Origin of the sequence: Mesorhizobium sp. M1A.F.Ca.IN.020.04.1.1, assembly GCF_003997315.1 — a bacterium.
Lineage (GTDB): Bacteria > Pseudomonadota > Alphaproteobacteria > Rhizobiales > Rhizobiaceae > Mesorhizobium.
Genome location: NZ_RZSN01000015.1, coordinates 31659 through 52598, shown reverse-complemented (window position 1 = coordinate 52598; position 20940 = coordinate 31659). Strand labels below are relative to the sequence as shown.

The following is a 20940-nucleotide window of genomic DNA, read 5'->3' as shown; positions in this document are numbered from 1 at the left end:
TGACTAGGTAAGGATCGTGAACGTCGCGTTAGGTTTTCGTTCGGCATTTGAGATAATCGCGGTCCGGCCCTGATTTTGCCCGATAAAATCGCTTGAGGAGCCAAGCTGGCGCCGCCGGGATGCTTGACCTATATTCCGGCCATTGGCAGCCAGCGCCACGCAGATTGAAAGAACCATGAACAGCCTCGATCTTCCCGGACGCCCAGAAGACACCCGCGTCGTCGTCGCGATGTCGGGCGGCGTCGATTCATCGGTCGTTGCCGGCATCCTCAAGCGCGAAGGCTATGATGTCGTCGGCGTCACCCTGCAGCTTTACGACCACGGCGCGGCAACGCACCGCGCCGGTTCCTGCTGCGCCGGCCAGGACATCGACGATGCCCGCCGCGTTTCCGAGACGCTCGGCATCCCGCATTACGTGCTCGACTATGAAGAGCGCTTCCGCAAGGCTGTCATCGATCCCTTCGCCGAGAGCTACGTCGCCGGCGAGACGCCCATCCCCTGCGTGTCCTGCAACCAGACGGTCAAGTTCGCGGACCTTTTGGCCACCGCCCAGGATCTCGGCGCCGATGCTTTGGCCACGGGCCATTACATCCGCTCGCGCGCCAATGGCGCGCATCGCGCGCTCTACAGGCCGGTCGATGCAGACCGCGACCAGAGCTATTTCCTGTTCGCCACGACCCAGGCGCAGATCGACTATCTGCGCTTCCCGCTCGGCGGACTTCCCAAGCCGCAGGTGCGGGCGATCGCCGAGGAGATGGGGCTGACGGTCGCCGCCAAGCAGGACAGCCAGGACATCTGCTTCGTGCCGCAGGGCAAGTACTCCGACATTATCGCCAAGCTGAAGCCGGCGGCCGCCAATCCGGGCGATATTGTCCATATCGACGGTCGCGTGCTCGGGCGTCACGAAGGCATCTTGCGCTACACGATCGGCCAGCGCCGCGGCATCGGCATCGCTTCGGGCGAGCCGCTCTATGTCGTCCATCTCGACGCCGACCGCGCCCGCGTCATTGTCGGCCCGCGCGAGGCGCTGGAGACGCACAGGATCTACCTGCGCGCCATGAACTGGCTCGGCGACGGCCCGCTCTCCGACGTTCCGGCCGGCGGGATCGAGCTTTTCGCAAAAGTCCGTTCGACCCGGCCGCCGCGCCCGGCCGTGCTGCATCACCGCGACGGCGTGACCTCGGTCGAGCTGGTCGACGGCGAATCCGGCATCGCGCCCGGACAGGCCTGCGTGCTCTATTCCGATGACGGCGATGAGGCGCGAGTCTATGGCGGCGGCTTTATCGAGCGCTCCGAGCGCGGCGCCGAGGCCGAGGCGATGCTGTCCAGGCTTGCGCAGCAGCCCGCGCACGTCCCCGCCGAGTAACCCACGCCTTCAATCGGGCGCTTTGCCTCAGGATTCCTTTTGTGGTCGCGCCTTAAGCGGGCGACCCGCTATGCGCCACCGTCCCAGCCGTCAGGATGCGCAGCACCCGGATCGCTTCCTCGCCGTCGGTGCGGGGTTCGGCGCGCGTCTCGATGCACTGCATGAAGTGGGCGAGCTCGCGCGTCAGCGGCATGCCTTCGCCGACCGCAACGTAGGAAGGCTCGTTGGCGGTGAACGCCCACTGGCCGCTGTCCTGCCAGACAGCGTGCCTGTAGACGGCAAGCTTGCGCTCCCACGGCTCGACATCGTCGAACACCGCCATCGCCTTGGTTCCGACCACGGTCAGCCGGCGCTCGCGATAGGGATTGAGACGAGAAGCGAAGAGATGGCTGCGCACGCCGTTCGGAAAGCGCATGTGCAGATGCGCGAAGTCGCTGAGGTTGTCGAGCAGTGCCGCGCCCTCGCCCCTGACCTCGATCGGCTCGGTGCCGGTGATGGCGAGGATCATCGAGAGGTCATGCGGCGCAAGGTCCCAGAGCGCGTCGTTCTCGGTGTGGAACTTGCCAAGGCCGAGCCGGTGCGAGTGGATGTAGCGCACCTCACCAAGCTCGCCATTGTCGATCAGCGCCTTCAGCGTCTCGAAGGCGGGGTGGAAGCGCAGCACGTGACCCACCATGAAGACGCAGCCATTGTTCCTGGCCGCCTGCACCGAACGCTCGGCGTCCGCGACCGTCAGCGCGATCGGCTTCTCCACCAGCACGTCCTTGCCGCCCTCGATGGCGCGCAGCGCCATGTCGGCATGGAACTGCGGCGGCAGCGCCATGACAATGGCGTCGACATCGGCGCGCTCGAACAACTGGTCCGGCCCGATCGCCAGGCAGTCCTGCTCGCTGGCAAAGCCTTCGGCGCGGGCACGGTTGACGTCGGAAACGGCATGGAGCGCGCCAAGCGCCTTGAGGGTGCGGATGTGGTTGCTGCCCCAGTATCCGCAACCGAGGACGGCGATGCGCGGCTTCATTCGCTCAAACTCTAGAATTTCGTGGCCGAGACATAGCGACGTGCCCCGTCGAACTCAACCCCGATGCATGCGCTTCAGCGTCTGCCCGGCGCGGCTTTTCCGGGATGAGATTATGCTGATGCGTGCGGCTTGACAGCTTTACCCTGCCAACCTTATATCCGCGCGACCTTGGCGAACGCCTCGAATTGCCCACGACCGGTGTGGTTCTTCGAGCCTCTTCGCCGCTCCTGGCGGAGTAGCTCAGTTGGTTAGAGCACGGGAATCATAATCCTGGGGTCGGGGGTTCAAGTCCCTCCTCCGCTACCACCTCAACCCATGTCCGGCCCGGATACGTAGTCGTGACTTGCTCGGACGCGGCTTCGGTGATTTGCCGGCAGGCGCGGCGCCCAACTCCTACTGCCCGGGCTTGTGGGAAAGCCGGTCCAGCGCGTCTCGAAGCGCAGTGGCGGCACCGCCACGCTCATCGGCGGACATCAGCCCCGGTTCAAGTTCCAGCCTGAAGTGCGGCAGCTCGGTTCGAACAACGCGACAGGCGCCCGCTAGATTGGCCTTGATGACGCGGTAGGTAGCGACCGGATAGGCGATGCCCTTGACCTGGACGTGCCCCATCTCCTCACAATCGATCGTGTCCTTCACTTGCGCAAACGTCTCGTAGGAAATGAGGATGGTCCCCGGAGCCGCCTCTTGTTCCAGGCGCGAGGCGAGATTCACGGCGCCGCCGATTATCGTGTAATCCATCCGGTCCTCGCTGCCGAAGTTACCGACGGTGCAGTAGTCGGTATGGATGCCGATGCGGCAGCGCAGCGGTGTTTCGATCCCCATGTCCCGCCAGACCTCCGTAAGCTCGCTGATCCGCTTTTGCATGGCAAGCGCCATCTGCACGCAAGCCAGCGCGTCCTGCTTGACGCCGCGCGTCTCAGGGTCGCCGAAAAACATCAGGATCGCGTCGCCGACGTACTTGTCGATCGTGGCACCATGATCCAACGCGATTTTCGACATTTCCGTCAGGTAGTGATTGAGGAGCTGGGTGAGATCCTCGGATTCCATCTTGTCGGTGGTCTCGGTAAAGCCGGCGATATCGGAGAAGCATATGGTCAGCTTCTTACGCTGGCTGGCGATTCTAACGTCTTGGCGGCCGGTGAATATCGAGCTGTACACTTGGGGCGCCAGATATTTGGCCAGCTTGCTGGAAAGCGCTTCCAGGGCAGCGGACTTCTCGGCGAGGTTCTCCTCCCTTTGCTTCAGCTCGGTGATGTCCGAATAGACGGCGACCGTGCCGCCGGCGCTGATCCGCCGCTCGCTTATCATGATCCATCGTCCGTCGCCCCGCCGCTGCACCCACGGTTCGCCGGGGTTACGGTGCCGCCATAGGCGCTCCGCGACCCACTCATCGACCCGACCCTCGGCATCCCTGATGTAGCCACGCTCCGCGGATCGGCGAATGATCTCCTCGAATGCCATGCCGGGGGTTAGCTCTGCCTCCAGACCGGCGTATAGCAGTTCGCGGTAGCGGCTGTTGCTAAGGACAAGCCAGTCCTCTTTGTCATAGAGAGCGAAACCTTCGGAAATGCTTTCGATGGCATCGACCAGCCGCTGACGCGCTTCTGCAACGTCGCGCAGGTTCTTTTCCTCGACCTCGACAGCGGTATCCCGGAAGAGGCTCAGCGCCTCGGCCATGCGCCCGATTTCGTCGCTGCCCGCCGCCGGCAGCGGAGCACGAAGGTCGCCGCCCGCGATCGCGAGCATGCCCTGACTCACCGCTCCCAGACGGGCGAGAAGGCTGCGGTCGACATAGAGCCAGACGACCAGAACCGAGCTCAACAGGCTGAGAAAGGCAGAGCCGAGGACAACTCCGGTGCCGTAGCGCTGGACGAGCGCGGCTTCGCGACCGGAGGCAGCGATCTCGCGGTCCGCTGCGGCGACAAGACGGTCGACGGCTGCGGTCAGACTGCGCGACAGCCGATTGTTTTCGGCCAGAAGTTTTTCGCCCTGCGCGAGGACCGCAAGCTCCTCCTCCCGTGCCTTCGGGATGCTGCTCTCACCATCGGTGAGTGCCTCGAACTCGTCCACCCGCAGCCGAAAACGGGTTTGCAGCTTTTCGTCGATCTCCGAGGAAGCCGTTTCCAGAGCGGCAAGCGAGCGGTGCAGCGGAAACAGGATCAACGCCAGGTCGCCTCGCGTGGGCGCGGTCGCGGCCTTCACCAGCGCGTCGTTGACCGCCGAGATCTCCAGCAGCGCCTTCTGCTGGGGGATGTAAGCCGCAATCGCGTGGACCATGTCGGCCATTGTCGCTGCGCGTCGATCGGGCGACAGCGACGTATCGGCCGCGACCGCCCGCCATTGCGGGAGCCTGGAATCCATCACCACGATGCCGGTGGCCAGAAGGCGTTGGCTGCCGGTCGTCGTCGCGGCGAGGCGGTTCAGAAGCTCCTCCTTGCGGGCGACCACATCGAGGCGGGCGACAACAAGAGAGTCGAGCTCCTTCAGGTTGCGCCTCAGGACAACCGCAGCTTCCTCGATCTCAGCTAAAGGCACTGTGCCCAGCGTAGCATCTCTGAGATCCGTACGCAGGGCCTCGAGGCGGGACATCTCGAGCGCGACGGCCGCCGAGACCTTGCTGTGCTGAGCCCTGCTTGTCGCCGCCAGCACCGATGGCGCGGCAGCAGCGACCCGTTCGGCCTGGCGCGACAGCTGGAGGGAAGCCAACGCCGGCGGCACCCGATCCGTGGTGATTCGGTCGACAACGTCGCCGACTTCGAGGAAGGCATAAAGCGCCGCAGCGGTAGCCAGCACCGCAAGGCCGCTGATCCCGAAAAAGGCGAGCAACAGCCGACCGCGTATGCCGAGGCGTTCAAGCATCGTGGGGAGTCGGAACAATCCAGCCACACTGGTCTGCATCAGACTAGACGTCTCAGCGTCACGCCGGCGTTCGGCGCACCCTATTCAACCGGCACGTACTCCCCGCCCCGCCAGACGTACCAAACCCAGCTCTGCCTCGTGAGGTCGCCCTTGGCGTCGAAATCGACCCTGCCAATGACGGTGTCGAATTGCTGTTCGCGCAGTGCCGCTATGACCGCCTTTGGCGCCAGCGAACCTGCCTTCGCCACCGCCTGGGCCCAGACCTGCACCGCGCAGTAGCTCAACAGCGTATAGCCCGCGGGCTCGAAGTTGTCCGCACGGAACTGCTCCACGATCGCGGCCGCGCCGGCATTTCGCCGCGGGTCCGCCGGGAAGGTGAACAGGGTCCCCTCCGCCGCTGAGCCTGCGATCAGGGCGAATTCCTCGGTAGCCAAAGCATCTCCGGATATGAGCTGAAGCGTGTAGTCCCGGTCGCCTGCAGCGCGAGCGATCAGCGCAACGTCGGCATGATACCCGCCCACATACAAGGCCGAAATGCCGGCGGATTGCAACGCAGCGACCTCGGCTGAATAGTCGTCCTTCCCAGGCCTGTATGCGTCGTAAAAAGCTTCAGTCACGCCCCGTTTGTTCAGCTGCTTCCTGGTCTCGTCGGCGAGACCCTTCCCATAGGTCGAATTGTCGTGAAGGATTGCGATCTTCTTGTCGCCCCAGTGATCGGCAAGGTAGTTGCCGGCGATGAAACCCTGCGCGTCGTCGCGGCCAATGGTGCGGAAGACATTGCCACGGCCCTGTTCGGTCAGCTGCGGATTGGTCGAGCCTGGGGATATTTGCACGACGCCCGCCGCCTCATACACTTTTGATGCGGGGATCGAGGCTCCAGAGCAATAATGCCCGACGACGAGCACCACCCCGTCGGCCACCAGCTTCTGGGCGGCCGCGACCGCCTGCTCGGGATCGCAGAAATCGTCGACCGAGATCAGCCTCACCTTCTGGCCGAGCACGCCACCCGCCGCGTTGAGGTCGGCCACCGCCCTCTCCGCGCCGCGTTGCCCCTGCTCGCCGATCCAGGCAAGCCGCCCTGTCATCGCAGACGAGACCCCGACCAGCACCTCAGCCCTCGCGGAACTGAACACGGCCGCAACTACGATCGCTAGGGCGATGACACGGTGCATGTTTTGCACCCCCTGTGGACAGCAGCTTACGCTAATCCAGTCACACCCGACAGCCCCTTCGGTAAGCGCGAGTGCCTCGGATGTGACGCGAAAACACCGCCCCGGCGCACGGGCCTAATTCTAAACCGTCGGGCATGAGCGCTCTCCATTCAAGCCTGTTTTCAAGTCTTGTTTGCCTGCAGGAAATCGCGGGCTATGGTTTGGGACTTTTGTTCTACCTTCGAAGCAGGCGCGGGTAAGACGGCGTGGCGCATAATCCTCTGGTTTCAATCGTGGTTCCTGCGCACAACGCCGAGGCAACGCTGGCGCGCGCACTCGATTGCCTTCTCGATCAGGATATAGCGGATTGGGAGGCGATCATCGTCGATGACGCCTCCACGGATCGCACCCCCGCGATCATCGCCGGTTATGTTGAGCACGATGCCCGATTTCGCACGTTGAGCTCTTGCGCATATAGCGCCGCCGGCGCGCGCAACAGCGGGATTTCGGTCGCGCGCGGCCAATGGCTCATGTTTCTGGATGCGGACGATTGGGTGGATGCCAGCTTCCTTGCAAAAATGCTGACCGCTCTGAAAACCGCTCCCGATGCGGTGGCCGCCTTTTGCGGTTCTCGGCGCGTAATGCCCGACGGCGAACTGACCCCGTCGAGCATCTCAACAGAGGTTGCGATCGAGCCCTTCGAAACTTTCGCGCGCCGGCGCGCCATTCGCACTCACGCGCTGCTGGTCGATCGGAAGACAATTGTCGAGTTGGGCGGTTTCGATGTGTCCCTGCGCACCTGCGAGGACTGGGACCTGTGGCAGCGTCTCGCACGTCTGGGCAAACGTTGGGTGATGGTCGACGAGCCTCTCGCTTTCCATCGGGTCAGCCCCAACTCGCTCTCCTGCAATTCGACGCAGATGCTGGCAGATGCGGCAATCGTGATCGTCCGCGGCTTTTCTCCTGATCCCAGGGTCGAACACCCGGCATCGGTTCACGCCAATGGAGCGATCGACGCGAACGGCTGCTCCGCTGCCGAAGCACTCGCGTGGCTCGCGCTGTGGAACGCCGCGTCGGATTGCGGCAGCGGCGCCTGCTCAATCGACGCGCAGTCCCTGCGCGCGGTCCCGGCAGCACGCAAATGGGCGCGTGAGATCGCCAGGGTGGTCTTCGATGGCCTTATGGTAGGAAGCCTGTCGGTGCCAGCGCAATTGGCTGCCAGGTGGGACAGGTTCGGTGGCCCCCTCACCGAGTTGATCGTCGAACTCGGCAGGGTCTGGGACGATCCCGCAGCGGGTCGCCGCGTCCAGTATCACCTTGAGCAAATGCTTCTCGACTCCGACGATCTCGCCGCGCCGCGCAGACTGACGCGGACACTCGGAATTCGCGTCGACGTTGGAAATCCGGCCTCCACCGACCTGCCGGAAGGAATCGATCGAATTTATGCGTATCTGATGATGGACGGCCGGATCGAGGCTCGCGTGCAGTTCGGCGCGCTCGGGAAAGTGACAAGGAACCATTGGATTGAGTTGGCCTCGCAGAGCGGCGTCGCCGACAAGTCAAACATGTCTGAAGCCGAGGCATCGTTGTCCATGGCGGAGCCTCCGTCCGATCCGGATAGCCACTTCGGCAAGCTGGCGCGATTGGCCGCGAAAGCGCAGGAACTGGTTCGGTCGAGCGCCGAACCTGCAGAGCCATTTGCGGCACCGCGCCGTAAACCGGCCGCGGATGACAACGGTACTGATCGCACGTCGTTCTGGAATCGCCGTTTCGCGACCGAGGATCCCTGGAACTATCGTTCGCCCTATGAGCAGGAAAAGTATGAGCGGCAGCTCGAAATTCTGCCTGCCGGTCTCATCGGACGGGCGCTTGAGCTGGCCTGCGCGGAGGGCCACTTCACGCGGCAGCTGGCGCCGCGAGTCGGCCATTTGACCGCAACTGACATCTCCAGCGTAGCCGTCGAGCGGGCGCGCGCGCGATGCAGCGGTCAGCCGAATGTCGACTTCGGCGTACTGGATTTCTCCGCGGAAACGCTTCCGGGCAAGATGGATCTGATCGTCTGTTCGGAAGTGCTCTACTACCTGGACGATCTCGCTGAGTTGCGGCGCATCGCCAAGAAATTTGTTGAGGCGTTGACGCCTGGCGGCAGTGTCGTCAGCGCACACGCATTCGTGCTCCGAGACAATGTTGAGAGGACGGGCTTCGACTGGAACACATTCGGCGCACAAGCGATCTCGGAGACGCTGGCGGCGACCGAAGGCCTCGTCCTCGAGCGGTCGATCCAGACCGAGCTCTATCGCATAGACCGCTTCCGCCGCCTGTCACCGGACGGCGTGGCGACGGACCCGGTGATTGATCATGTGCCAATCCACGCGCCCATCGGTGTTGGAGTCGCGCGAAATATCGTCTGGGGCGGGGCACGGGCCTTGCGCCGCGACGTCGCGCGCAGCGAGCGGCGGCAGCATGTCCCTGTCCTCATGTACCACGGCATCGCCGATGATGGTCCAGCCGCGCTCGCCCGTTTTCGGCTCACGCCCGCCGCATTCGACCGCCAGATGGCATGGCTGCGCGCCAATGGCTTTCACGCCATCACGTCCGAGCAACTGGGATGGTCCATCGCCAACCGTGAACCTTTCGTTGGCCGCCCGGTGCTCATCACCTTCGATGACGGCTTCCAGAATTTTGCCGACCATGCTTGGCCGATCTTGCGCGCGAACGACCTGACCGCGGAAGTGTTCCTGGTAACGGACTTGGTAGGGGAAAGTGCACGGTGGGACATCGACAGCGGTCCGCCGACGCAGCTTATGGACGCTGGGACGGTGCGACGTCTCGCCGGCGAAGGTGCGTTCTTCGGAAGCCATCTGGCGACGCATCGCGCGATCGATGGTCTGTCGAGTTCTGATTTGGCCGCCGAGCTCCTGCGCTCTCGCATGTTCGTCGAACGGTGGACCGGTCGGCCAACCACGGCGTTCGCGGCACCCTTCTCTGTCACCGACCGACGGCTTGGCCGGCTGGCCAGGGAGTGCGGCTATCGGATCGGCTTCGGCGGCAAACACGGGCCGGCGGATCTCGATTGCGATCCCATCGACCTTCCGCGCATCGAGGTTCGCGGGGATCGCTCGCTCGAAGACTTTGTTGCGCGTGTCGAGGCCGTGCTCGGATGACCGGTCAACAAACCGGGTTCTGCTTTTTTATCGGTGTCCCGCCCGACTACCTTGTTCGCAAGTCTATTGAACGACCTGGGATACGGCTGACATCAGCTCCTGCGGGTTTGGCGCCCCAAACATGTATCGCCCACCCTCTGGAACCTCCGTGAAGCTCCAGCGGACCACCCCCTGCCGGTCCAGCAGGAATTGACCGATCAGTTGTCCGTGTCCCGTTGCCATCATCTGCTGGTCGGCCTCGGTCACTTCGTAATGGTCCTTCTTGTCGAGGAATTCGCTGGCCGCAAAAGGATCCATGGGAGCGGGCAACTCGCCTGGTATGTCGACCCGCATATCCTTTGCTGCTGCCATCGAGACCTTGTACGGCCAGTTCGTGTCGTCCTGGGTGAATTCAAGATTGGGCAGTCCAAAAGCACGATGCGAAGCGCGTTCAGGGTCGGAAGCCGCAAGCAGATTCGGCATCGGGTGGTAGCGGAAATAGAGACGCGCCCGTTCGATCGGCGTGTTGACCACCGTCAGGCTTTCCACCCCCTTTTCGCGCAGTTCCGGATCAAGCCGCGCCTGGGCGGCGATATGGCGTCGGCAAAACGCACAATGCAGACCTCGAAACAGGCCAACCAGCACCGGTTTTTGTCCGCGGAAGTCGTCAAGCGCGATCTTGCCTTCCTGGGTTATGGCGTCGAGCACCACGTTCGGCGCACGATCGCCTGGCTGAAGCGGTACCAAGTCAATACGCGCGGACATTGTTCAACCTCCCACCCGGCTAGTCGAGAAAAGGCAGCACCACAAGCGCTTCCGGGTCTAGCCCGTGCTGGGCGCATATACCCTGCGCCAGGGAAAAGTAGCGTTCGGCCTCGGCCAGATTGTCGAGGTCGAGATTAAGCGTTGCCAGACCATCATAGCACGGAAACAGCAGTTGGGGTTCACTCGTTTCGCGCGCTACGTCCAGTGCTTCGTGGAACAAGCCAACCGCCAGTTCCGGACGACCGTTGCACTGGTGGATCTGCGCAAGCACGATCAACGGCACCGGCAGGTGCTCGCGCTGGTCGAGTGCCCGGTCGATCTCGATGGCCTTCTCGGCAGCAGGCACGCCCTCCGTTGGGCAACGATCCGTGAAAGTACAACAAGCAACCGCCAGGTTCGCGAGGAGGCGCGCCTGAAAGCCCAAATCACCAATATGGCGCGCCACTTCAAGACCGCGCCGACAGACCTTTATCGCCTGTGCCGGATCGATGGTCGTGTAAAGCACGCCGAGATTGGTGTAGCCGCGGCAGGCCGTGCCCAGCAGGCCGGCGGCTTCGGCCAATTCAATGCTACGCTCGATCTGGCGTACCGCTTCAAGGTTTCGCCCAAGGCGAGCCAGCGCGACAGCCTTGGTGTTGAGTGCCTCGGCGGTCACAAGAGTGGCGTCACGCCCTTCCTCGGAGACATGCTCCGTTGTCAGAGTGCGTACGCCATCCAGCGCCGCGTCTGCCCATTTTGCTGCGCGAGCGTGATCTCCGCTACGGAACGCCTGTCGGCCACGTTCTTGCCACAGCTGCGCCTGCTCGATCGGGGCATCCGCTCCTTCGAGCAGCGCTGCGGCTTCCGCATAGCGGGATTCTGCGTTGTCCCGCTTGCCGACGTCCCAGAGCAGCCGACCGATCTTGCGCAAAACTCGTGCCGACGCGACACGATTGCCTGACTCCCGATATGCCTGCAGCACCGTTTCGTAGTGCTGGTGCGCGACCTCGCGGCGGCCTACCGGGCCGCTCAAATCGGCAATGCGCTCCGCGATTGCCAATTTGAGCGGCGTTTGCCCGATCGCGCCCAACGCAGTCAGCGCTCGCTCGTAGAAACGAAGGGCGTCGTCGTTGGCGTATATCATGCGAGCGCGATCGCCCGCCGCCTGCAAGTAATGCGCGCCTTTCTCCCGCTCCGCGCTCTGCGCGAAATGATGACCGAGCACGGTCAAATCCTCAAGCCGTTCCGGCTTGTCGCCACACAGCTGCTCCAAGGCGGCACCGACCCGCCCGTGGATATCGGTCCGGCGTTGCAACAGCAGATTCTGGTAGATCACGTCCTGCAGCAACGTTTGCGTAAAGCGGTAGCTTGGCGACGAGATCGAGCCTGATCCGGCGACCTCCTCGATGATTTCGGCATCGCAAAGCAGTTCGCAGCCGGCTTCCAAGCGGCCGGGTTCGGCTGTCACGGCTTTCAAAAGTGTGGCATCGAAGCGCGGGCCGATCACCGCGGCTTCCTGGGCCAACCGGCGCACCTCCTGGGGCAGCCGGTCGACCCGGGCAAGCAGCATTGCCTGGATAGTGGCGGGAATGCCGGTTGCGACTTCGCCTGCCGCAGTCCGCCATCGCTGGCCCTCGCGCATCAGCACACCGCGATCGATCAGGCCGCGAACGATCTCCTCTATAAAAAGCGGGTTGCCGCCGGCGCGCTCGAGGATCTGGTCGACAAGCCTGCCTGCGGACTTTACCCAGCTCTCACCGAACAGCGCCGCCAGCAGCCCGCGTCCGTCATCAGTGTTGAGCGGCGAAAGCCTGAGCGCTGTGTGACTGACCCGACTTGAGTCGAGCTGGTCGTTGTCCGGCGCCGGACGATGCGTGACCAGCAACATCAACCGCGTGCGTTCCAACCTGTCCATCACGAAACGCAGCGCCTCGAGCGACACGGCGTCGGCCCAGTGCAGATCTTCGACGACAATCAACAGCGGCGACAAGGCAAGCCGCCTTTCGATGATCGTGCGGACTGCGTAGAGGATTTGCCGCCGCAGCTGCTCGGGCTCGACATGCTGCAAGGTGGCATCGGGGTCGCCAAGGCCAAGCACATGGTAGAGCAAAGGCATCAGCCGCTTCGCCTCCTCGCCCTGCAGGCCGAGGTCGGTCAGCAAGCCTCCGAGCTTCGCCCGCATTTCACCCCCAGTATCGCTTTGCATCATCCCGGCAGCGCTGCGCACCACTGCGCCCAAGGCGCCAAAAGATTGTTCGCCCAGCGGTGAGCATGTGGCCTGCCGCACGGCGACGTTGCGAAAACGATCCTCGTCGCCGACGCGGGCGACGAATTCCTTCACCAGCCGCGATTTCCCAATACCGGCTTCTCCGACGAGGCGAACAAGTTGGGCCGAGCCGCCGCACGCCTGGTCAAGGCTGGCCAGCATTCTATGGAGCTCCGCACCACGACCTATGATCGGCGCGCTGAGGCCGAGCGCCTCGAGCCCACGCGCTGCACGCGGCAACGCAAGCGGTGCGTCCAGTCGATGGACGAGCACACTGCCTGCCTTGCCGCGAAGCACAACATCGCCCAGCGGCTCGAAAGAGAAGGCATGCCGGGTCAGCCTGTGAGTGAGTTCGCCTACCAGAACCTCACCCGGTGCGGCCAGCGATTGCAAGCGTTGCGCCGTATTCACGGTATCGCCGGTCACCGAATAAGATTTGGCGGTGCCGATGCCCAATCCGCCAGTAACGACCGGACCAGTGTTTATGCCGATGTGGAGCAACAGAGGCGAGCCGGAGTGGGGAGCGCTTTCGCCGAGCCGCGTCGTCCGGGCCATCATGTCGAGAGCGGCGCGAAGCGCACGTTCCGGATCGTCCTCATGCGCGACCGGCGCACCGAACAAGGCAAGCAATGCATCGCCGATGAATTTGTCGACGAAACCGCCAAAGTTTCGCACGGCTGCCGTCAATTCCTTGAACAGTTGGTTCTGCAGCGCTTGCATCACCTCGGGGTCGAGCTGCTCGCTGAGTGTCGTGAAGCCGCAAAGGTCGGCGAACAGGACCGTCACCGTCCTGCGATCGGCTTCAGAGACGGGATGGAACCCATCATCTTCGCTTTCGATGTTCGCGAGCAGCGACGGAGTTCGAGAAGGCGGCACAATGGTCCGGCTCGGTGTCGGAGCAGGCCGTTCGACGGCTTTTGCCGTCGCACCGACGCTTGCCCCACATTTCGGACAGAACTCGAAATCAGGTGCGCACAGGTAGCCGCAACTGGCGCATGGCACGGGCTGGCGCCTGCCACACTTCGGACAGAAAGCGAAACCGCCCTCGACCTCGAAACCGCAGCCCGAGCAGTCCATCGAGCAAGACCTCACTGGAGCCATGACGGCGTGATCTCGCCACGCACTTCACGGCCGGGTATTCAGACAAGAATGAACCGATAGTCGTCGGCCAGCAAGCGGCAGCGCAAATGGGGCATCGAGCGATCGGTCCAGGCCCGGTGGCAGAGCGCTGCCGACTCGCGCGTCTGCGTAGCCGTCGTCCACGAAAATTCCCTCTTAGCCTCCGCCTTCCTGCTATTATGGAGCCGAGGACACGTGCCCATGAGCGAAAACCGGAAGCTGGCCGCAATCCTGGCTGCAGATGTGGTTGGATACAGCCGGCTCGCGAGCGCGGACGAAGATCGTACTTTGGCGAGGTTGCGGGCACTGCGCAGCGACCTGATCGATCCGATCATCGCAGTCCACAACGGGCGGGTAATCAAGCGCACCGGGGATGGAGCGCTGGTCGAGTTCCGCAGCGTGGTGGATGCCGTGCGCTGCGCCGTAGAGGTTCAGAACGGCATGGTCGAGCGCAATGCCGGCGTGCCGCAGGACCGCCGCATCGAGTTCAGGATCGGCATCCATCTGGGCGATGTGGTCGAAGAGAGCGACGGCGACCTGATGGGCGACGGCGTCAACATCGCCTCGCGTTTGGAGGGCGTCGCGGCGCCCGGCGCCATCTGCCTGTCCGAGGATGCCTATCGCCAGGTCAAGGCGCGGCTCGACCTCTCGGTCAGCGATCTCGGCAGCACACAGCTCAAGAACATCGCCGAGCCGATCCGGGTCTATTCGCTGCAAGTCGGCAGCGCCGGGACCAAGCCGGCCGCGACCCCGGAAACCGCGGCAAGCCGGCCCGCGACGGCAGCGCCGCCGAAACTGTCGATCGCCGTCCTGCCGTTCGCCAACATGAGCGGTGACGCCGAACAGGATTACTTCGCCGACGGCATTTCTGAGGACATCATCACGGCGCTGTCCAAACTGTCGCAGCTCTTCGTCATCGCACGCAATTCGTCGTTCACCTTCAAGGGGCAGAACGTCCATGTGCAGGAGGTGGGCTCGAAGCTCGGCGTGCGGCATGTACTTGAGGGCAGCGTACGCAAGTCGGGGAACAGGGTGCGCATCACCGCGCAGCTCATCGATGCAACCTCGGGCGGTCACCTTTGGGCGGAGCGGTTCGATCGGGACCTGACCGATATATTCGCCGTGCAGGACGACGTGACGCAGCAGATCGTCGGAGCCTTGGCGCTCAATCTCACCGAAGGCGACCGTCAGCGGCTGGCGCCCGAGTATGTGCGCAACACGCAGGCGTATGACTATTTCATGCGGGGCCGGGAGCTGTGGCACCGGCTGACGAAGGAGACGAACGTCGCAGCCCGCGACCTCTTGCAACGTGCGATCGAACTGGACCCGAAGTTTGCCTCTGCCCACGCCTTCCTCGCCCTCACGCACGGGCTCGATTACCTGAACAGGTGGAGTGCGTCGCCGCCGGAATCGATGGCGCAAGCGGAAGAGGCTGCAACGCGAGCGGTAACGCTGGATGACAGCGATCCCTGGGCGCACTGGGCACTGGCTATCGTGAAGCTGTATACACGACGGCACGATGAAGCCATCAACGAGGCCGAGCACGCGATAGCTCTCAATCCGAACTTCGCCGAAGGGCACGTGATCCTCGGCGAGGCGCTGCACTATTCGGGCAGATCCGAACAGGCGCTTGAGAGTTACGCCCGGGGCAAGACCTTGAATCCATACTTTCCGGATGTGCTTCTGCATTTCCAGGCTTTGGCATCGTTTCAACTCGGAAGGTACGAAGAGGCCGTTGACCTCTTGCTGCAGCGGCTGGCTCGCAACGCTGTCACCGATGTCTCGCGCGCGCTTCTGGCCGCCAGCTACGGCCATCTGGGCCGTTTCGCCGAGGCCCGCGAGGCATGGCAGGAGGTGCTTCGCGTCAATCCCGACTATTCGCTGGACTACCGACGCAAGGTCTTGCCCTACAAGAACCCTGCCGATTTCGAACTCATCGTGGACGGGCTCCGCAAGGCCGGTATCGTGCAGTGACAGATGGGGCCGTGTCAGGTCAGGCCTTGAACCGCGGCCGATAGCGATGGACTCGGCGCGAATAAAACCGGAAGCGCAGCTCAGGTCGCCTTAATCTCTGCCTGGCCGATCTTGCGCCATCGGGCGTCTTCTCGAACCAGTTTCAGGTCGTCGGTCGTCTCGGCAAGTGTTTGCAAGCGATACTGCCGGAGCAGATCCGCGAAGAGCGCCCCTTGCGGCAGGCCGGCAAGCTGCTCGCGGACCGAGATCTTTTCATCGATGACCCGCACGCCCCAGGCATTTTCCCGAACCTGCAGCTCCTGAGCCAGATCGCGCTCTTCCGGCGCGTTCTCGTCAAGCGCGGCCAGCAGGATCGAGTGGAAAAGCGCCACATAGCCAATCTGTCTCAGGCCGCCCACAACCCGCACGCGCGGCAATATGGCGAGCACGAGGAACGTGAGGAACAAGTTCGGCAGCAGCACGCCTTCCAGTAGCGCCTGCTTGAGATGCGTTCGCTCGAACGGGATGGAAAGACCATGCCGCCTGTCGGGCTCGATCAGGTGGCCGTTCTCAAGGACGAGCTTGCGCACGCGCTCGTCGCGGATGCCCCAGAAATAGGCTGTGGCATTGGGCAGGAATCTGCCAAATGGTCTCGCTGCGGTCTCTTGCAGGGCACGTTCGAGACGCTGGCGCCTCGCGGGCTCAAAGAGCAGCTTGGAAAGAAGGCTGCCGTCATATTCCAGATGCCGAGCCATGGCGGCCGCGGCCAGCCGATCATCGATGAAAACCGGCTTGGCCATGCTGGAACAGCCCCAATTGGCGACCAGATCCTCGTTGAGGGCTGTCACCGCGTCGGCCGCGGTTGCAAACATCTTGTCCCGGCTGGCAAGCAGTGTGCCCAGCCAGCGGCTGGCATCCGTTTCATCACCCACCGCTTCGAGCGCGCGTTTGTTGAGGAAGACGGGACCGGCCGCGCAGGCGCTTTTGCGGCAAAGCTTGTGGCGTCCCATGCCAAACAGGTTGACCTTGTCGTCGCCGACATCGAGCCATCCGGGCCCCTCCCGGCCGATTGTCTCCATGGTCATCGTCGTTCCCATGAAGCAGAAGAAGGCCGAGAGCGCGCTTTCGACCGCGCCGAGCCAGGCAAGCAGCAGGGCGTCGAAGGTGATCCGGTCCATCAGAAGCAGACAGTGCAGGCCGGACTGAATGACCGGTCTGTGCTCGAACGCTTCGAGGGCCTTGCCGACCTCTTCAGGCTGCATGATCGCACCAAGACGCCGATGCAGCACGTCGCGCAGGATCGAGCGGGCAGCGATCGCCGGGTCCGATGCAGGCCTTGCCATCGGCCGCCACAGATGGCGGGCATAATCGGAAACCGGTGAGTTCCAGTTCTGCTCGATGTCACGCACGACCTCCGGGCAGAGCAGCGACAGCACAGCCAGAATTTCCACTGGAGGCGTGGGGATTGGGCCAGCCACGGCGGTCATCTGTCCCGTCTGGCGGCTCGCGGTGCAAACGCCAAGGGAGACCAGACTTTCTGGATGCCGGCACACATGGATCGTCAACTCGATCAGAACAGTGTGAGATGAAATTATCCTACAGAGGTCTCCATCGGCAACCGCCAGTTCGCCGACTCGGCTTGGATTGCTAGATTGGCCAAACAGTTAACACTGAACAGCGGACCTCAGAATCGCAGCCGGGCCATGCTCAGGAGGTCGTGGTACTGCCCGTCGGTAAAGCCGGCCTTCACATGCCGACCTTCGACCTCGAAGCCGTGGCTTTTGTAGAGGCGCATGGCCGGTTCGTTGTCGGCATAGACGGTCAATTCGACCCGCTTCAGAGCGCGCCAGTTGTCGGCCACGTCGAGCAGCGCGCCAAGTATGGCAGAGCCGATGCCTTTGCCGACAAAGGCATCGTCAAGACCCATATTGATCTCGCCGATATGCGAACGGCGCGGCGAGCCCTGCACGACCAGGCTGCCATGGCCGACGACCCTGCCCTCCACCTCCGCAACGATCCAGGTGGTTTCCTGGCCGGACTTGGCGATGCGCCGCTCCACCTGCTCCACCATCTCGAAAGGCATCCTGAGCGTGCCCCAGCGGAAGCCCGGCATGTTGAAGATGGCGCAAAGCGCCTCCGCATCGCTTAGCCGAACGGATCGGAGCTGCGGCTGGACTTTCTCGGAGGATGGCGAGGTTGTGCTGGTCATAACGTTCCCGGCGATGGCAATCGGCACGGTACGATGCACCCTACGTCACCTGAAAATCCAGCCGTCTCTAGAACCTATGATGCCGATTGCGAGCTAAAATACCGAGTGGCGGCGAAGAGTTTGAAGACACCGCTGATGCCGATCCAGGCGAAAAGGGCAAGCCAGCACAATGTCCCGATCGCCGCCCAGTCGATCCGGTGCACGGCAGCGTCGGTGATGACGAGTCCAACAATGGCAAGCAGGCCAACCAGCAACTGCGCCAAGCCCAGCACCAGCAGTTCCTCGCGCCGCGCGCTTCTCCAGACGACATATATGCCGCCCGCCCCCGCGAGGAAGATGGCGCTGTAGACCTGAGCGTGGAAGCCATCGACCGGCCATGGCCAGAAGCTGCCGAATGTCAGTGGGAACAGCAACAGGCCGACGCCATAGAGCCCAAGGACTGCCGATTCCACCGGCATGTAGCCGCGCCATGCGGGCCTTAAGGTCACGCCTTTTGCAGAAGGACGGGCCCTGGCCCGCCATAGGAACAGCCCGGATACCGCGACCGAACCAAGATAGACCAGAAACCAGAGCCAGGGCGCTTTGCGCCCGAAGTTGAAATAGCCGAGATTGATGAACGACGTCACCGACACGATGACGGTGAAGATGAGCGCCATGACGAGCACGAGCCTGCCGGGCGACCAGCGATTCCAGAACAGCAGCGCCGCCATCACGACCATTTCGGCGGTGTAAAAGCCACCAAGGAAGCGGGCATTGAACGGGGTGACGGCCCACGGCCAGCGCGGCTTGACCAGCACGGGCGCGAAGAACAGGCCGGCGCCTACGGTCAGGACGATAATGACCACCAAGGAAAAGAGGCGCAGGGTGCCGGGAAACGGCGGATTGTCGGATGTCGGCATCGAGGTAGCCCGCATAGATAAATGCCCATGGATCATCATAGTGCCGGTTGCGGCCGGCGAAAATCCACCAAACGGACTTGAGGTATCGCCCGGCTTGTCTATTCGAATGGCCGTAGGGTCGGTTTCGAAGTAAAATGGCGCAGTCGGACCAGGACCGGTCCGGTCAACACGTTTCGGCGGCGCATTTCTTCCGGAGCCTGCACGATGAACGAAGCTCAGGATCTGTTCTCGCTTCTGCGGCAATCGACCGATGTCGATCCGCGGGCAATCGATGCGATCAAGCGAACCATCGCGGAGGGCAAGGACCGCGAGCTTTGCCGCATCAATGCTCTAGCCTTCGCCAGCAAGCATGGCCTCGATGTGGAACGCGCCATAGGCGCCTTTCTGCATGCGGCGCGCGTGGGCCTCTTCGACATTTCCTGGAATGTTCTATGCCCCGGCTGTGGCGGCGTGCTCGACAGCAACGCCACGCTCAAAACCCTGCAGAAGGACGAATATACCTGCGCGCTGTGTTCCGAAGGCTATTCACCGACCCTCGACGAGATGGTCGAGGTGACATTCACGGTCAGTCCTCGCGTGCGCAAGATTGCCGCCCACAATCCACACGAACTGCCGTTGGTGGAATATTTCCGCCAGATCTACTGGGCGTCCGGCGTCGACCTGCCGGAAGAGGATTTCGCCAAGACGATGGAAGCGTTCTCGCTGGAGGATATCGAGCTTGCGCCAGGTGAAAAGGCTGTTCTGCCCGTACAGCTTCCGTCCGAATTCATCATCGTCTTCGAGCCGGTCACCCATTCAGTGCAGTTCATCGACGTCAAGGGCGAACCGACAAGAGAGCGACGAAGCCTCTCATTGGTCTTCGACCGCGAGCATGTCCAGAACCAGACGCTGGAGATGCAACCCGGCCCGTTGCGCATTTCGCTGGAAAACAGGACCGACACCCGCGTGCTGCCGACGGTCTTCATCGCCGGCCAGGAATTGCATGATCTCCTGGGCAAACGCCGGCCGTTCCTGACAGCCAAGCGCCTGCTCACCAACCAGACGTTCCGCGATCTTTATCGCACGGATACGCTCGACATCAACCAGCGCCTGAAGATCACTAGCCTCACCTTCCTGTTCACCGACCTGCGTGGATCGACCGAGCTTTACGAGCGGGTGGGCGATCTTTCAGCCTTCGATCTCGTGCGCGTGCATTTTCAGGTTCTGCACGAGATCGTCGCGTCCGAGGCAGGCGCGGTGGTGAAGACGATCGGCGATGCGGTGATGGCGACCTTCGCGACGCCGGATCGTGCGATTGCGGCGGCCCTCAGGATGCGCGATGCCATGCGTGCGCTCAATGAGAAGAGCGGGCGCGAGGATCTGCTGCTCAAGATCGGAGTCCATGCCGGCCCGTGCATTGCCGTGTCTATGAACGAGCGACAGGACTATTTCGGCCAGACGGTCAACATTGCTTCGCGGGTCCAGAACCTTGCCAACGCACAGGCGATCTTCGCCACGCGCGCGGTGGTCGACGACAATCTCACCGCCGATCTGTTGCACAGGAACGCGCTGACGCCCGTGCCACACGAGGTCTCGCTGCGCGGCATCGAGAGGGAGATAGCGGTATACACGATCCCCTGAAGACTTGGGCGTTGGGGACCTCAGACGCGCCTGCAGACAAAATAGCGATCGGCGGGTACCGAAGGCGGCAGTGGAAGGCTTTGCAACTGCGGGTGATCGAGCGGCGTGCCGCTGACCGCAATGCCTCCGACGCGAAGCAGGCGCGCGGTCAGTTCGGGGAGCCAGGTAGAGGTCACTGCATCGCGATCTTCATAGCCGGTGCCGATGTCGGCATGAACAAGAGCGGCCTCGATGCCGATGAACCTGCTCGCCGTCTCGCGGATTTCGCCGAGCACGAGGTTTTCAACTTCGGGAATTGAGCTGGCGTGTGCGGCAAGTGCGCGGTCGAACGCCACGATCCGTCGGCCGGGCAGACGCTCGCGCAGATGGTGGAACGTCCGGCCATTGCCGAGGCCGAGCTCAAGGATGGGACCCTCGATCTTCGCCACCTCCGCGCAGACTTGATCGAGAATGTCGCGCTGTGCCGTCAGCCTGCGGATGAAACTTTCGAGGCGACTCATATGCGTCTGTGTGTCCTGAACCAGCTCAAGAGACCGGCAATGCCCGCGACCAGGATGAAACCCGAGCAACGTGTTAGCCCGATCCGGCGTCGC

13 protein-coding genes and 1 tRNA gene are annotated in these 20940 nt (G+C 63.0%); 5 read left to right on the top strand and 9 right to left on the bottom strand.

Annotated elements, in window-relative coordinates; genetic code table 11:
* Window positions 1-175: 175 nt before the first annotated feature.
* Window positions 176-1366 (top strand): tRNA 2-thiouridine(34) synthase MnmA, encoded by a 1191-nt coding sequence (mnmA, locus tag EOA49_RS05765; RefSeq protein WP_095781230.1) that lies wholly within the window; start codon window positions 176-178, stop codon window positions 1364-1366.
* A gap of 52 nt (window positions 1367-1418) precedes the next feature.
* On the opposite strand, the gene EOA49_RS05760 is transcribed toward mnmA, so the two are convergent.
* Entirely contained in the window at window positions 1419-2384 is a 966-nt protein-coding gene (locus EOA49_RS05760) for a Gfo/Idh/MocA family oxidoreductase (protein ID WP_066994138.1), read from the bottom strand.
* Window positions 2385-2613: 229 nt separating this feature from the next.
* Here EOA49_RS05760 and EOA49_RS05755 point away from each other — a divergent pair.
* Window positions 2614-2690, top strand: a tRNA-Met gene (locus EOA49_RS05755).
* A gap of 87 nt (window positions 2691-2777) precedes the next feature.
* Here the strand turns inward: EOA49_RS05755 and EOA49_RS05750 are convergent.
* Window positions 2778-5243 carry an adenylate/guanylate cyclase domain-containing protein gene (locus tag EOA49_RS05750; protein WP_127240735.1) on the bottom strand — a complete coding sequence of 822 codons (2466 nt, stop codon included), beginning with the start codon at window positions 5241-5243 and terminating at the stop codon, window positions 2778-2780.
* 80 nt (window positions 5244-5323) lie between these two features.
* On the bottom strand, window positions 5324-6415 hold the full coding sequence (locus EOA49_RS05745; RefSeq protein ID WP_127240736.1) for a branched-chain amino acid ABC transporter substrate-binding protein: 1092 nt from the start codon (window positions 6413-6415) through the stop codon (window positions 5324-5326).
* Between the two features lie 245 nt (window positions 6416-6660).
* On the opposite strand from EOA49_RS05745, the gene EOA49_RS05740 reads away from it, so the two are divergent.
* Window positions 6661-9558 (top strand): trifunctional glycosyltransferase/class I SAM-dependent methyltransferase/polysaccharide deacetylase, encoded by a 2898-nt coding sequence (locus EOA49_RS05740; protein ID WP_127243086.1) that lies wholly within the window; start codon window positions 6661-6663, stop codon window positions 9556-9558.
* Between the two features lie 63 nt (window positions 9559-9621).
* Here EOA49_RS05740 and EOA49_RS05735 read toward each other — a convergent pair whose 3' ends face one another.
* Both EOA49_RS05735 and EOA49_RS05730 read right to left on the bottom strand, forming a co-directional pair.
* On the bottom strand, window positions 9622-10302 hold the full coding sequence (locus EOA49_RS05735; protein ID WP_066994127.1) for a redoxin domain-containing protein: 681 nt from the start codon (window positions 10300-10302) through the stop codon (window positions 9622-9624).
* A 19-nt stretch (window positions 10303-10321) separates the two neighbouring features.
* Window positions 10322-13624: an adenylate/guanylate cyclase domain-containing protein gene (locus EOA49_RS05730; RefSeq protein WP_127240738.1), complete on the bottom strand. Its 3303-nt coding sequence runs from the start codon at window positions 13622-13624 to the stop codon at window positions 10322-10324.
* Between the two features lie 243 nt (window positions 13625-13867).
* On the opposite strand from EOA49_RS05730, the gene EOA49_RS05725 reads away from it, so the two are divergent.
* Window positions 13868-15640 carry an adenylate/guanylate cyclase domain-containing protein gene (locus tag EOA49_RS05725; protein WP_127243085.1) on the top strand — a complete coding sequence of 591 codons (1773 nt, stop codon included), beginning with the start codon at window positions 13868-13870 and terminating at the stop codon, window positions 15638-15640.
* Window positions 15641-15720: 80 nt separating this feature from the next.
* Here the strand turns inward: EOA49_RS05725 and EOA49_RS05720 are convergent, their stop codons facing one another.
* The 3 genes from EOA49_RS05720 to EOA49_RS05710 all read right to left on the bottom strand — a co-directional run bounded on the left by EOA49_RS05720 (window position 15721) and on the right by EOA49_RS05710 (window position 18727).
* The gene (locus EOA49_RS05720) at window positions 15721-17106 is read right to left on the bottom strand and encodes a hypothetical protein (protein WP_127240913.1); all 1386 of its coding nucleotides are present in this window, start codon (window positions 17104-17106) and stop codon (window positions 15721-15723) included.
* 197 nt (window positions 17107-17303) lie between these two features.
* Window positions 17304-17828, bottom strand: a complete 525-nt coding sequence (locus EOA49_RS05715; RefSeq protein WP_127240912.1) for a GNAT family N-acetyltransferase — start codon at window positions 17826-17828, stop codon at window positions 17304-17306.
* 74 nt (window positions 17829-17902) lie between these two features.
* Window positions 17903-18727, bottom strand: a complete 825-nt coding sequence (locus EOA49_RS05710) for a hypothetical protein (protein WP_127240911.1) — start codon at window positions 18725-18727, stop codon at window positions 17903-17905.
* 204 nt (window positions 18728-18931) lie between these two features.
* Here EOA49_RS05710 and EOA49_RS05705 point away from each other — a divergent pair, with 204 nt between their 5' ends.
* The gene (locus tag EOA49_RS05705) at window positions 18932-20347 is read left to right on the top strand and encodes an adenylate/guanylate cyclase domain-containing protein (protein ID WP_067326333.1); all 1416 of its coding nucleotides are present in this window, start codon (window positions 18932-18934) and stop codon (window positions 20345-20347) included.
* Window positions 20348-20367: 20 nt separating this feature from the next.
* Here the strand turns inward: EOA49_RS05705 and EOA49_RS05700 are convergent, their stop codons facing one another.
* A complete protein-coding gene (locus EOA49_RS05700) occupies window positions 20368-20847 on the bottom strand; it encodes a class I SAM-dependent methyltransferase (protein ID WP_127240910.1) in 480 nt (159 codons plus the stop codon).
* Window positions 20848-20940 lie beyond the last annotated feature (93 nt).

What these genes read in the sequence shown, in the direction of transcription:
- EOA49_RS05710 (WP_127240911.1), bottom strand. Translation starts at nt 18,727, where the DNA reads ATGCCGACATCCGACAATCCGCCGTTTCCCGGCACCCTGCGCCTCTTT.
- EOA49_RS05730 (WP_127240738.1), bottom strand. Translation starts at nt 13,624, where the DNA reads ATGGACTGCTCGGGCTGCGGTTTCGAGGTCGAGGGCGGTTTCGCTTTC.
- EOA49_RS05705 (WP_067326333.1), top strand. Translation starts at nt 18,932, where the DNA reads ATGAACGAAGCTCAGGATCTGTTCTCGCTTCTGCGGCAATCGACCGAT.
- EOA49_RS05750 (WP_127240735.1), bottom strand. Translation starts at nt 5,243, where the DNA reads ATGCTTGAACGCCTCGGCATACGCGGTCGGCTGTTGCTCGCCTTTTTC.
- EOA49_RS05720 (WP_127240913.1), bottom strand. Translation starts at nt 17,106, where the DNA reads ATGACCGCCGTGGCTGGCCCAATCCCCACGCCTCCAGTGGAAATTCTG.
- EOA49_RS05700 (WP_127240910.1), bottom strand. Translation starts at nt 20,847, where the DNA reads ATGAGTCGCCTCGAAAGTTTCATCCGCAGGCTGACGGCACAGCGCGAC.
- EOA49_RS05760 (WP_066994138.1), bottom strand. Translation starts at nt 2,384, where the DNA reads ATGAAGCCGCGCATCGCCGTCCTCGGTTGCGGATACTGGGGCAGCAAC.
- EOA49_RS05715 (WP_127240912.1), bottom strand. Translation starts at nt 17,828, where the DNA reads ATGACCAGCACAACCTCGCCATCCTCCGAGAAAGTCCAGCCGCAGCTC.
- mnmA (WP_095781230.1), top strand. Translation starts at nt 176, where the DNA reads ATGAACAGCCTCGATCTTCCCGGACGCCCAGAAGACACCCGCGTCGTC.
- EOA49_RS05745 (WP_127240736.1), bottom strand. Translation starts at nt 6,415, where the DNA reads ATGCACCGTGTCATCGCCCTAGCGATCGTAGTTGCGGCCGTGTTCAGT.
- EOA49_RS05725 (WP_127243085.1), top strand. Translation starts at nt 13,868, where the DNA reads ATGAGCGAAAACCGGAAGCTGGCCGCAATCCTGGCTGCAGATGTGGTT.
- EOA49_RS05735 (WP_066994127.1), bottom strand. Translation starts at nt 10,302, where the DNA reads ATGTCCGCGCGTATTGACTTGGTACCGCTTCAGCCAGGCGATCGTGCG.